The organism is Pseudomonas agronomica (assembly GCF_025917275.1).
In the GTDB taxonomy this organism is placed as follows: domain Bacteria; phylum Pseudomonadota; class Gammaproteobacteria; order Pseudomonadales; family Pseudomonadaceae; genus Aquipseudomonas; species Aquipseudomonas agronomica.
In genome coordinates, this window is record NZ_JAOSHO010000131.1 from 1 (window position 1) to 11,959 (window position 11,959).

An 11,959-nucleotide genomic window follows, 5' to 3' on the forward strand; every position below is an offset into this window, starting at 1 on the left:
TACAACCCAGTCCGGCGGGACCAGGCTTCCTCGCCACGGGGGCCTACGCCAACCACTCCTTGAACTGCTCCTTGCAATAATCCACGAACAACTGCGCCGGCTTGGTCAGGTGCGCGCGCTTGAGCCAACCGGCCACCAGGGCCGAACCGGTCACGTCCTCGGCAATGCTGACGCAGGCCACGTGCTGTCCGTCGTAGGTGCAGGTCGATTGCGGGCGGGTCACCAGCACGGCGAAGCCGAATCCCTGGCCGACCATGCCGCGCACCATCTCGATGGAAGGCGAGCTGAAGACGATGTTCGGCGTCAGGCCCAGCTCCTCGAAGATGCTGACGAAATAGGTGCGGCTGGGCTGGACGTCCAACAGAATCATCGGTTCAAGCACCAGGTCGCGCAGCGATACCTGCGATTGATTGGCGAAGCGGTGATCAGCCGGCAGCAATGCATAAGGTCGTTGCGGCGCTGTCAGCGCTTCGGTTTCGATCGTGCTGTCGAGGTCGTGCTCATAAAAAATCGCCAGGTCGAAACGCCCACCCGTCAGCCCTTGCACCAGCTCCTGCTGCTCGCCGTCCTGCACGCGGATCTCCACGCCGGGGAAACGCTCGCGAAAACCCGCAATCAGCCGTGGCAGATAGAGTGGGGCGACGGTTTCGAAGCAGCCGATATCGATCTGCCCACTGACCACGTCGTTGTCGGCCAACGCGTTCTGCTCGAACTCCCGGGCCATGCGCAACAGCTCCTGGGCCTTGCGATAGAACCGCGCCCCGGCCGGTGTCAGCGAGACGCCCTGGGCGTGATGACGGATCAACAATTGCACGCCGAAACTGTCTTCCAGGCCCTTCACCGCCGTGGCAATCGAAGGCTGGGCGATGTACAGCTTGCGGGAGGCTTCGGCGACGCTGCCGCATTCCACGGTGGTGACGAAGTACTTCAACTGACGCAGGGAATAGGACGCCACGGCGCACCTCGATCCGGATGGTTTTGCCTACCTTACCGTGAGCCGCTTGTGCGGGGCGACGGGCGTTGCAACGGATTTTGCTGGGCAGTGGCGATACCCAGGCTGGGTTGACGAGTGGGCAGAAAAAACGCCCGCCGAAAAATCCTTGGCAGGCGTCTGGGAAAGACCGGCACAGAAGGAGGGACTGGCCGGGGTAGGGCGCGTCTGGATATGAGGATCAGGCCACCGGGATGGACGGGTCAGCCGCCGCCAGTGCGGTTGCGCGGTCGGCGGCGGGCGGATAGATCCACACCGAGTTGATCTGGTGCTTGAGCTCCTTGGCTTCCTGGCCGAGCAACTTCACTTGGCGATCCCAGCCTTCGGTGTACACCGCGCCCCAGGCGCCGAGATCCAGGCACGTCACGTACTTGGGTTGGCTGTAGGTCATCGGCGCGACGCCGAGCAGGTCGGCGGCAACGTTGTTGCCCGCGTAGCGGCCCAGGGCGATGGCGTGCTGGCAAGACATGACCGCGTAATTGCCGAGGTCGTCGGTCGCGGCATAGGCCACGTCGCCGGTGGCGTAGACGTCGTTTTGTCCCAGGACTTTCAGATGCCCGTCGACATGCAATCGGCCCTGGCGATCGTGGGTTCCAGGTATTTGTTCGGTCAGTGGGCTTGCGCGAAAACCGACGGTCCAGATCACGGTCCTGGATTCGATGCGCTGGCCATCCGACAAGGTGACGCCGCCGGCATCCACCGATTCGACCGAGGCATTGAGGATCCACTCGATGCCCAGGTGATCGGACGCTTCGATGATCGAAGGGCTGATCCCTTCGCCCAGCGCGGCACCGATTGACGGTCCACGGTCGACGACGATCACGCGGATGTTGGCATCGCTGCCGAGAACGGCGCGCAGGCGGGCGGGCATTTCGGTGGCGGTTTCGATCCCGGTGAAGCCACCGCCGGCCACCACCACGGTGTTGCGAGCGGGGCTGTCGGGCAGGGTTGCGAGGGATTTGAGATGGGCTTCCAGGCGCGCAGCCTGTTCGATCTCATCGACGTCGAACGCGTGTTCCAGCATGCCTTCCAGCTCAGGGCGCATCAGCTTGCTGCCCGCCGCGAGTACCAGCCGGTCGTAGCTTTGCGTGGCGAGGCTCCCGAAGACGTCGCGGTAGCCGACTTGTTTGCTGTTTACGTCGATGCTTTCGGCGACACCGTGGATGAAGTTCACGCCGACCGCATCGAACAACTCGCCCAAGGGCGCCATCATGGTATGGACGTCGGGCTCATAGAAACGCGGGCGGATGCGCAACTCCGCCTGGGGCGCCAGGACGCTGATCTGTACGTCGTTGCGATCATGCTGGTCGAGCAGGCGAGCGGCGCTGAGTGCGCTCCATACCCCGCCAAAACCGGCGCCGACGATCAAGATGTGCTGTTTCATGATGTGCTCCCGAAGACGAAATCGATACGTTGAATTGTTTGTTTCAGCGTGACCGTGTGGCGAACGAGCGGAAGGGCTTGGCCTGGCGTTTGGAATCGCCAGGCGTATTCAGCTTCGGTTCGCTGTGGGAGATGGTATGTGGCGGCGAGAGGCGGGGCACTTCTACATAGGGTCAGCGCGGCTATGCGTGGGCGTGAGGGGACTATACGAAGGTATGGACGAAGGTATGGAAAAACACCCATCAACCCCCACCAAACAGATCCCGGGAATCCAACAGCCGCCAGGCAATTTCAGGCCGCTTCTCCAGCCCTCGCCGAATCGCAGCCGGAATCGACTGGCGAATCTTGCGGCACAGCCCTGGCTGCTCCTGAAATTCAATGGCAATACCGCGCATGGTGCGAACCTCGTTATGACCCGGCTCGATCGTCACCCGCACGCCCAGGTTCTCGAACAGCCGCTGCTGCAGCCGCTCGAGCTCGTCCAGGCTCTGGATATTTTCCAATCGCTCAAGCAGGCGCTTCTCCTCCTGGCGATTCAGGCAAAGGATGCGCAAATCGCCGCCAGGCGTTTGCAGCAACGCATCACGCCCGCAATCACACACGCCAGGCGGGCAGGGGGGACGAATCGGAATCGACGCGGTCATGGGCTCCACAAGGTCTGCGACACAACAAAACCGCCTATTGGCGTAGGGGCGATCCTGGCAATGTGATGCCTGGCGGCGCGTCGGTCAACCCTTCGGCCGGGCCGCCTGTCCGCGTGCCGCCAAGGCCCGTTCGTCAGTTTCGCCAGGATCCGATCAAATTTTCCAGCGCCAGCCGTGTTCAAGAAGACAAACACGTCGCGGCCCGCTTCGTCAGTGGTCCGCACCTGGAAAAGGAGACCCCCTTCGATGCAACCCAATCCATCCACCTTACCGCTGCTGGAAGAGCTGCTGATGGCCCGCGGGCCCGGCGGGCAGGAGCACGAAGTGCGTGAGATCTGCCTGCGTGAGCTGGAACCGCACTGCGACGAAACCTGGGTCGATCCGGCTGGCAATGTCATCGGCCTGATCAAGGGAAACCCGCCAGGCGCCGAAACGAACTCACCGATCCGGATCATGGCGCATCTGGACGAAATCGCCATGCTGGTCAAGCGTATCGAGCCCGACGGGACATTGCGGGTTGTCTCGCTGGGCGGCGCCAATCCGATCAATTTCGGGGTGTGCCCGGTGGACATTCTCGGCGACCGGGACTTCATCCCCGGTGTGTTGTCATTCGGATCAATGCACAGCACCGGGGAAACGCATCAGGGGGCGGATGTCCTGTCGGGAAACGTCACCTGGGGCGATGTGCATGTGATTACTCGATGCTCCGGTGAGCAGTTACAAACCCACGGCGTACGCCCCGGCACGCGGGTGGTGTTGAGCCAGCATTGGCGGCGACCGTTCCGGGTCGGCGATGCCATCGCCGCGCATTTCCTGGATGACCGCGCGCCCATGGTCGCCAGCCTCCAGGCCGCCACGTTATTGGGCTGCCGCCGCGAGGCGCTGATGCATGACGTGTATTTCGTGTTCACCACGCAAGAAGAGGAATCCAATGCCGGCGCGCTCTACGCCGCCAGCCATCTGCCTGGGGATGCGACGGTTGCCGTTGAGGTCGGCCCCGTGGTTGCGGAATACGCCACCCGCCTGGGCGTCGATCCGATCATCAACACCGGTGACAAAAACGGCTGTTACCACCGAGGGATCGTCGACCAGTTGTACCAGGCCGGCAAGCGTTGCGGGCTGACGCCACAATTCGCGCTGCTGGCGGATTTCGCCAGCGATGCCAGTGCGATCATGAGCAGTGGCGTGTCGGCCCAGGGCGGCTGCATTGCGATCCCGACGGAAAATACCCATGGTTACGAACTGATCGTGGACGGAAGTATCGAGGCGTGTGCCGGGACGTTGCTGGAGTTTTTGCTGAATCGAACCAAAGACTGACAAAAAACACTGTGGAAGCGAGCTTGCTCCGGGCGGCGTTCCGACGATGGCGGTCGGCCAGTCAACAGAGGTGTCGACTGCCGGCACATCGCGAGCAAGCTCGCTCCCACAGGTTGGGGGCAGGTCAGGTTCTGGTGTTACAAGCCCAGATCGGAAAGCCCCGGGTGATCGTCTGGCCGACGGCCCAGCGGCCAGTGGAATTTACGCTCGCTTTCCTTGATCGGCATGTCGTTGATGCACGCGTAGCGGTTGGACATCAGGCCGTCTTCATTGAACTCCCAATTCTCATTGCCATAGGAACGGAACCAGTTGCCCGAATCGTCATGCCATTCATAGGCGTAACGCACGGCGATGCGGTTCCCAGTGAAGGCCCAAAGCTCCTTGATCAGCCGGTAATCCAGCTCCTTGGCCCACTTGCGAGTCAGGAAAGCCTTGGCTTCTTCCCGGCTATGGGCAAACTCGGCGCGGTTTCTCCATTGGGTGTCCAGGGTGTAGGCCAGCGAAACTCTCTGTGGATCGCGAGAGTTCCAGCCGTCTTCGGCCAGGCGAACTTTCTCGATGGCGGTCTCACGGGTGAACGGCGGCAGCGGTGGGCGAACTTCGGCAGAGGACGACATGGCGAATCTCCAAATGGTGGGTGCATCACTTACAGGCGGTCTTGCAGGTACGCGTGTTGCTTATTCAATGGCCAGCAGGGTCTTCAATACGTCTTGGGCCTGATCGGCAGCCTCGTGATCACCCATGACCAGCGCGAGGGTGATGGCGCCGTCGATCAGGATGAGCACCTGCCGGGCCAGCCGCTCCGGCCGCTCGATGCCTTGCTCGACACACAAGCCGGTCACATAGTCGAGCAGCTTCTGCTTGTGCATCTTCGCCACCAGGCGAACCGGGTCCCGGGGGTCGCCGGTTTCTCCGCTGGTGTTGATGAATGCGCAGCCACGGAAGCCTTCACTCTCGAACCAGCCCTTGAGCACCGGGAACAGGTTGAGCAGCCGTGCGAGCGGGGTCGGCGCCTTGTCCACTTCGCCGCTGAACCATTGCATCCAGCGTTCGTCCCGGCGCTTGAGCGCAGCAACGACCAGGTCGTCCTTGTTGGCGAAGTAGCGATAGATACTTTTCCTGGAGACGCCGGCGGTTTTCACCAAGAGGTCCATGCCAGTGGCGGCGATGCCACTTCTGTAGATCAACTTTTCGGCGACATCCAGGATGATGTCTCGTGTTTCATTGCCAGTGATTTCGTTCATGGGGCTGACAGTAGAATGATCGTTCTCCTTGGTCAAATGTTTTTTTCATCAGGCGGGGGAGGCCCAAAGCCGTCCATCATGGTGTAAGCTCGTCGGTTCTTCGGATTTGACCTTTTGCGAGCCCTATGCCGTCGCTTTTCAAACGCTCCCTGCTGCCCAAGCTGCGCAGCTTTGCACTGACCGCCGATGCCGTGGCCATCCTCGATGGCGCCGCCGAGTTCCGCCGTTGCCTGCTGGAGAAAATCGCCCAGGCCACCCAGCGCATCTACATCGTCGCCCTGTACCTGCAACAGGATGAGGCCGGCCAGGAAATCCTCGATGCCTTGCATGCCGCCAAGACCGCGCGCCCGGAGCTTGAGGTGGTCGTGGTGGTGGATTGGCTGCGGGCCCAGCGCGGGTTGATCGGGGCCAAGAAGCAGCCCGGCAATTCGGCGTGGTATCAGGAGCAGACCCGCACCCATGCCAGTGAAGTGCCGATCTACGGCGTGCCGGTGCAGACCCGCGAGCTGTTTGGCGTGTTGCACTTGAAAGGCTTCGTGATCGATGACTGCGTGCTCTACAGCGGCGCCAGCCTGAACAACGTCTACCTGCACAAGTTCGACAAATACCGCTACGACCGCTATCACCTGCTACAGAACACCGCGCTCGCCGATTCGATGCATCATTTGGTGCAGCACGGGCTGGTTGCCTCCAGGGCGGTGCATCGCCTCGACTTGCCGAACCTGCCCAGCACCCGAAGCTTGCGCAAGGACATCGGCGACCTGCGCAGTCGCCTCAAATATGCGGCCTACGACACCACGGCTGGCAGCCTCGATAAAAACGGCCTGTCGGTCAGCCCGCTGCTGGGCGTCGGCAAGAACAACCCATTGAGTCGAGTGATCGGTGAGCTGATTGCCAGCAGTCGCCAGCAACTGACCATCTGCACGCCTTACTTCAACCTGCCGCTGGCGGTGACCCGGGAAATCAACCGAGCCCTGGCCCGTGGGGTGCGGATCGACATTATCGTCGGCGACAAGACCGCCAACGATTTCTACATTCCGCCAAGCGAGCCGTTCAAGATCATCGCCGCATTGCCGTATCTGTACGAGATCAGCCTGCGTCGCTTCGCCAAGCGGCACCAGCGCTACATCGACAGCGGCCAGTTGAACCTGCACCTGTGGCGCGACGGCGACAACACCTATCACCTCAAGGGCATGTGGGTGGACGAGCGCTACACCTTGCTGACCGGCAACAACCTGAACCCCAGGGCGTTTCGCCTGGACCTGGAAAACGCCCTGTTGCTGGACGACCCCAAGGGGGAGCTGCTGGCGTCGCGGCAGGCCGAGCTCGAAAAGATCTATCGCCATACCCACCGCATCGAGCGCTACCTGGACCTGGAAACCCTGCCGGACTATCCGGCGGCGGTGGGCAAGTTCCTCAAGCGCGTCAGCCGGGTGCGGATTGAGCGACTGCTTTATCGGATCCTGTGAACACCCGTGCCATGGCGGAAAAAGACACCATCTCCATCCAGTTGGTGCGTGAGGCGCTGTTGCAAAGCTGCGCGCCTGGAGCCGCGACGGATGAAGTCCTGGAAAAGGTCGGCATAGCCCCGGCTTTGCTCGATGATTCCCAGGCCCGAGTGCCGGCCCATGCCTATGCGCGGCTCTGGCGGCTGCTGGCCCGGCGCCGCGATGACGAGTTCTTCGGCATGGACCCGCGCAAGCTCAAGTCCGGCAGCCTGGCGTTTCTTTGCCAGTGCGCCATGGCCCAACCGACGTTGGCTTCGGGTTTGACCGCAGGGCTGGGTTTCCTGTCGCTGATGCTGGAACATCTTCCAGCCCAGTGGGTTCGCCAGCAGAGCCTGGCGGAAATCGTCCTGCTCGAAGAAGGCCAGGCGCCGCGTCGGGCGTTTACCTATTTCACCTACTGGATGATCGTCCACGGTGTGGCTTGCTGGCTGGCCGGACGGCGCATTCCGATCCTGTCGGTCGAGTTGCGTTGCCCGGCGCCGGATTTCTGCGACGACTACCGCGTCATGTTCTCCCAGAACCTGCGCTTCGACCGACCTCGTACGCGGATGATTTTCTCCGCCGAATGCCTGGACCAGCCTATCCGGCGAAGCCCCGAAGAACTCAAGCGCTTCCTGGCCCAGGCGCCGGCGAACATCCTGGTCAAGTACCGCGATCCACAAAGCCTCTCCAGCCGCATCCGGCATGATCTGCGCCAATTGCCCGCTGAGCAGTGGCCGGAAACCGAGGCACTGGCCCAGCAACTGTGTGTTTCAGCGTCGACCCTGCGTCGCCGGCTGGCGGAGGAGGGACAGACCTACCAGGGCCTGAAGGACAGCGTACGCAAGGAGCTGGCCATCACATGGTTGGCCGAGCCGTCCATCAGCTTCGTGGAAATCGCCTCGCGGCTCGGGTTCGCCGACGCCAGTTCGTTCTACAAGGCGTTTCGCAAATGGTCCGGGTCCAATCCGGGGCATTACCGCAGCCTGATTCTCAACGATCCTCACTGATTCCCCTGGATCAGGCCCAAGGAATTCTTGTGGGAGCGAGCTTGCTCGCGATAGCGATTTAACAATCAACATGGGTGTCGACAGGCCCACCGCCTTCGCCAGCAGGCTCGCTCCCCCATAGGTTTTCCCACATAGGTTTCACTGGGCAAACCGGCACGCTCATAAAACCGTCATCTATTCTTGCTAAAAGGCTCTGCAGCGCCCGGAAAAGCCGGGCCATCAGTCAGGGTAATGTATGCAAGTGACCGTTTTGGGTAGCGTATGAAGGTGCTGGTCACGGGTGCTGCGGGGTTCATCGGGTTTCACGTGGCCAAACGGCTGTGCAGCGATGGCCATGAAGTGATCGGCCTCGACAATCTCAACGACTACTACAGCGTCGAGTTGAAACAGGCGCGCCTCGCGCAGTTGGCGCAATGCCACAACTTCCGCTTCCAACGGCTGGACGTGGCGGACAAGGCGGCCCTGACGGACGTCTTCGCGCAGAACGCCTTTGGATACGTCATCCATCTCGCGGCCCAGGCGGGCGTTCGTTATTCCATCGACAATCCAGACCTTTACGCGCAAAGCAACCTGGTGGGTTTTCTCAACGTGCTGGAAGCGTGCCGAGCCCATCGGCCGGCGCACCTCGTCTACGCGTCGAGCAGCTCGGTCTATGGCTTGAGCGAGCGCCTGCCTTACGCGACGACCGACCCGGTCGACCAGCCGGTGTCATTTTATGCGGCGACCAAGCGCGCCAATGAGCTGATGGCCCACGCCTACTCGCATCTCTACGGCATTCCCACCACCGGCCTGCGCTTTTTTACCGTGTACGGGCCCTGGGGGCGACCGGACATGGCACCGTTCAAGTTCACCGATGCGATCCTCAATGGCCGCGCCATCGATGTCTACAACGACGGGGCAATGTCGCGGGACTTCACTTATATCGACGACATCGTCGAGGGCCTCGTGCGTTTGCTGCCGCTGCCGCCAACCGATGAGGCTGGCGTGCCCAACAAGGTCTACAACATTGGCTTCGGCGGGCCGGTGAGGCTCCTGCAGTTTATCGAGTGCATCGAAGAGGCCCTGGGCATGCGCGCTATCAAGCAGTTCCTGCCGCTACAGTCCGGCGACGTGATCGATACATGGGCTGACACCCGTGAACTCGAGGAACGCGTGGGGTTTCGCCCGCAGGTCCCGGTTCCCGTCGGCGTGCAGTCGTTCGTCGATTGGTACCGCCACTATTACCGCGTTTAACCCACCCCATCCCCTGTTTTTTGATTGGAATGCCATGCACGAAACCCCTTATGTGTCGGTCCTGATTCCGGCGAAGAACGAAGCCGGCAACCTCATTCCCTTGCTGGAAGAAGTGCGTGGGGCGCTGGCCAACGAGGCCTTCGAGGTCATCGTGGTCGACGATGGCAGCACCGATGCCACCGCAGCCGAACTGCGTGAATTGCAACGCGGCGGCTATCCCCAACTGCGGGTGCTCAGCCATGCCCGTTCCCTCGGGCAAAGCACCTCGATTTTCCACGCCGCCGAGGTGGCGCGCGGGCATTGGTTGGCGACCCTGGACGGCGACGGTCAGAACGACCCGGCTGATCTGCCAAAGATGCTCGATCTGGTCCGTGGATCGGAGGGCGCGCCCGGGGGCGTCAAGCTGGTGGCCGGGCATCGTGTCAACCGTCGGGACACGGCGAGCAAGCGTTGGGCGTCGCGATTCGCCAACAAGCTGCGGGCCAGCCTGCTCAAGGACCAGACGCCGGACACCGGATGCGGCATCAAGCTGATCGAGCGCCAGGCATTCCTGCGGCTGCCGTATTTCGATCACATGCACCGTTTCATTCCGGCGCTGATTCGTCGCCACAACGGCCGGATGCTGGTCCAGCCGGTCAACCATCGTGAGCGCGGCGCGGGGGTCTCCAACTACGGCAACCTCGACCGCGCCCTGGTGGGCATCCTAGATCTGTTCGGCGTGTGGTGGCTGATAAAGCGCACCCGGCTGGACACCCACGCACAAGAAACCGAGGTTTGACATGGGCAGAGAATCGTTGTGGCTGGCCGTCGGATTCGGGGGCCAGCTGGCGTTTACCGGGCGTTTCGCCCTGCAATGGTTGTACAGCGAGTACAAGAAGCGCAGCGTGATTCCCGTAGGTTTCTGGTACTTGAGCATCATCGGCAGCGCGTTATTGCTGGCCTATGCGATCTATCGCCAGGACCCGGTGTTCATTGTCGGCCAATCGTTCGGCTTTATCGTTTACTTGCGCAATCTGCAGTTGATTGCCAAGCATCACGAGCGGGAAAACCGCGAAGTGGCAGGGAAGGGCTGAGACGGTGAGGATACGACTGTCCAGCTCACGACTGGAATGCCTGGCGTGGGCGGCGCTGGCCTTGATCATGGTCGGTGCCGGCCTGGGCTGGCGCCAGCCGATGAATGTCGACGAAGAGCGTTTCCTCGGCGTCGCGCTCGAAATGCTGCAAAACGGCTCATGGTTCATTCCCCATCGCGCCGGTGAAATCTACGCCGACAAGCCGCCGCTGTTCATGTGGGCGGTGGCGTTGTTCGTGCAGTTGACCCATCTGCCCAAAGTTGCGCTGTATTTGCCCGCGCTGCTGGCCGGCGGCGTCACCACGGCGTGTCTGTATGACCTGGGGCGGCGCCTGTGGGGGCGGCGCGTGGGAAGCATTGCCGCGCTGTTGTTCCTGGCGACTTACCAGACCTACAGCATCCTGCGCACGGGGCAGATCGATGGCTTTCTCGCGCTGTGGACCATCCTGGGCATCTACGGCTTGTGCCGACACCTGCTGCTCGGCCCGGCCTGGGGCTGGTACTACGCGGCCTGCGCGGCGATGGGGTTCGGGGTCATCAGTAAGGGCGTGGGGTTTCTGCCGGCGTTGATGCTGATTCCCTACGCCTATGCGCTGCGCAGAGGCTGGAAAGGCGTGGTGCCGATGCCCGGCAAAGCGATGGCCTGGTGGTTGGGACTGGTCGTTGCGTTGGTGGCCATCGCGTTCTGGCTCGGGCCTTTGCTGGTGATCGTCGGGCAGGGCAGCCCTGACAGCCTGGCGTATGTCCAAGAGATCCTGTTCAAGCAGACGGCCGGGCGTTATGCCAATGCCTGGGAGCACCGCGAGCCGTTCTGGTACTTCATCGTTCAAGTGATTCCGAAGTACTGGTTGCCGATGTTTTTCATGCTGCCCTGGCTCGTGCCGGCGTGGCGCAGGCAGCTCATCAAGCACGACGGCCGGGTGTTGGTATTGCTCGGTTGGGTGATCCTGGTCCTGCTGTTTTTCAGCCTGAGCAGCGGCAAGCGCAAGCTTTACATCTTTCCGGCGTTGCCAGCCTTGATCCTGCTGGTGGCGCCCCTGGTGCCGTGGATGCTGCGTCGCTGGTTCGGCAAGCGGCCGAGGAGCAGGGTGGTGTTCGCTGCCTTGACTGCGGTGTGGTTGTGCGCCTGGTTCGTGCGCGGTTTTATCGAGCCTCACAAGGAAGGCATCAATCCCCATGAAACCTTGATGCGTGATGTGGCGCGACAGACGGGCAACAGTGAATTGGTGCTGGTGGGCTGGCGGGAAGGCCACTGGTTATTCGCGCAACAGCCCATCGTGCATTTCGGTTTTCACACCCGCGATGCCGTGGAGCAATCCGCCGCTTGGCTGCGCAGCCATCCGCAGGCTTATGCCTTGGTCCCGGAACGGGAACTGGCGCGCTGTTATGACCCACAAAAGGCCCGCCGGGTTGGGGATACGTCCCGGGCCGAGTGGTTCCTGGTGGGGGCCGATGCGGACAACCAGCGCTGCCAGCCCTCGGCGCCGGAGAAAACCTATTCCTTTGCCTGGAAGCAGCCCCTGTAGCGGCCGTAATGTTGTTCGCTCAAGAAAAACGCTGACCCCGTGGCGAGGGAGC

General features: G+C 62.0%; 12 protein-coding genes. 7 read left to right on the forward strand and 5 right to left on the reverse strand.

The features are described from left to right. Nucleotides 1-43: 43 nt before the first annotated feature. From OC610_RS12140 to OC610_RS12150, 3 genes are all read right to left on the reverse strand, one after another. Nucleotides 44-955, reverse strand: a complete 912-nt coding sequence (locus OC610_RS12140; RefSeq protein ID WP_264427980.1) for a LysR substrate-binding domain-containing protein — start codon at nt 953-955, stop codon at nt 44-46. A gap of 217 nt (nt 956-1,172) precedes the next feature. Beyond that, the gene (locus tag OC610_RS12145) at nt 1,173-2,375 is read right to left on the reverse strand and encodes an NAD(P)/FAD-dependent oxidoreductase (protein WP_264427981.1); all 1,203 of its coding nucleotides are present in this window, start codon (nt 2,373-2,375) and stop codon (nt 1,173-1,175) included. A gap of 241 nt (nt 2,376-2,616) precedes the next feature. Then, nucleotides 2,617-3,018 (reverse strand): hypothetical protein, encoded by a 402-nt coding sequence (locus tag OC610_RS12150; protein WP_264427982.1) that lies wholly within the window; start codon nt 3,016-3,018, stop codon nt 2,617-2,619. Nucleotides 3,019-3,264: 246 nt separating this feature from the next. Between OC610_RS12150 and OC610_RS12155 the strand changes: the two genes are divergently transcribed. Beyond that, on the forward strand, nt 3,265-4,335 hold the full coding sequence (locus OC610_RS12155) for a M42 family metallopeptidase (RefSeq protein ID WP_264427983.1): 1,071 nt from the start codon (nt 3,265-3,267) through the stop codon (nt 4,333-4,335). Nucleotides 4,336-4,472: 137 nt separating this feature from the next. On the opposite strand, the gene OC610_RS12160 is transcribed toward OC610_RS12155, so the two are convergent. Then, nucleotides 4,473-4,952 (reverse strand): nuclear transport factor 2 family protein, encoded by a 480-nt coding sequence (locus OC610_RS12160; protein WP_264427984.1) that lies wholly within the window; start codon nt 4,950-4,952, stop codon nt 4,473-4,475. Nucleotides 4,953-5,012: 60 nt separating this feature from the next. Beyond that, nucleotides 5,013-5,579, reverse strand: a complete 567-nt coding sequence (locus OC610_RS12165) for a TetR/AcrR family transcriptional regulator (RefSeq protein WP_264427985.1) — start codon at nt 5,577-5,579, stop codon at nt 5,013-5,015. Nucleotides 5,580-5,704: 125 nt separating this feature from the next. On the opposite strand from OC610_RS12165, the gene pssA reads away from it, so the two are divergent. The 6 genes from pssA to OC610_RS12195 all read left to right on the forward strand — a co-directional run bounded on the left by pssA (nt 5,705) and on the right by OC610_RS12195 (nt 11,907). Continuing rightward, on the forward strand, nt 5,705-7,048 hold the full coding sequence (gene pssA, locus OC610_RS12170; protein ID WP_264427986.1) for a CDP-diacylglycerol--serine O-phosphatidyltransferase: 1,344 nt from the start codon (nt 5,705-5,707) through the stop codon (nt 7,046-7,048). A gap of 11 nt (nt 7,049-7,059) precedes the next feature. Then, complete coding sequence (locus OC610_RS12175; protein WP_264427989.1) at nt 7,060-8,076, forward strand: AraC family transcriptional regulator; 1,017 nt, start codon at nt 7,060-7,062, stop codon at nt 8,074-8,076. A 261-nt stretch (nt 8,077-8,337) separates the two neighbouring features. Then, nucleotides 8,338-9,309, forward strand: coding sequence for an NAD-dependent epimerase (locus tag OC610_RS12180; protein ID WP_264427987.1), 972 nt, complete (start codon nt 8,338-8,340; stop codon nt 9,307-9,309). Between the two features lie 34 nt (nt 9,310-9,343). Next, nucleotides 9,344-10,087: a glycosyltransferase family 2 protein gene (locus OC610_RS12185; protein ID WP_264427988.1), complete on the forward strand. Its 744-nt coding sequence runs from the start codon at nt 9,344-9,346 to the stop codon at nt 10,085-10,087. A 1-nt stretch (nt 10,088) separates the two neighbouring features. Continuing rightward, nucleotides 10,089-10,382: a lipid-A-disaccharide synthase N-terminal domain-containing protein gene (locus tag OC610_RS12190; RefSeq protein WP_030138848.1), complete on the forward strand. Its 294-nt coding sequence runs from the start codon at nt 10,089-10,091 to the stop codon at nt 10,380-10,382. A 4-nt stretch (nt 10,383-10,386) separates the two neighbouring features. Continuing rightward, nucleotides 10,387-11,907 (forward strand): ArnT family glycosyltransferase, encoded by a 1,521-nt coding sequence (locus tag OC610_RS12195; protein ID WP_408636578.1) that lies wholly within the window; start codon nt 10,387-10,389, stop codon nt 11,905-11,907. Nucleotides 11,908-11,959 lie beyond the last annotated feature (52 nt).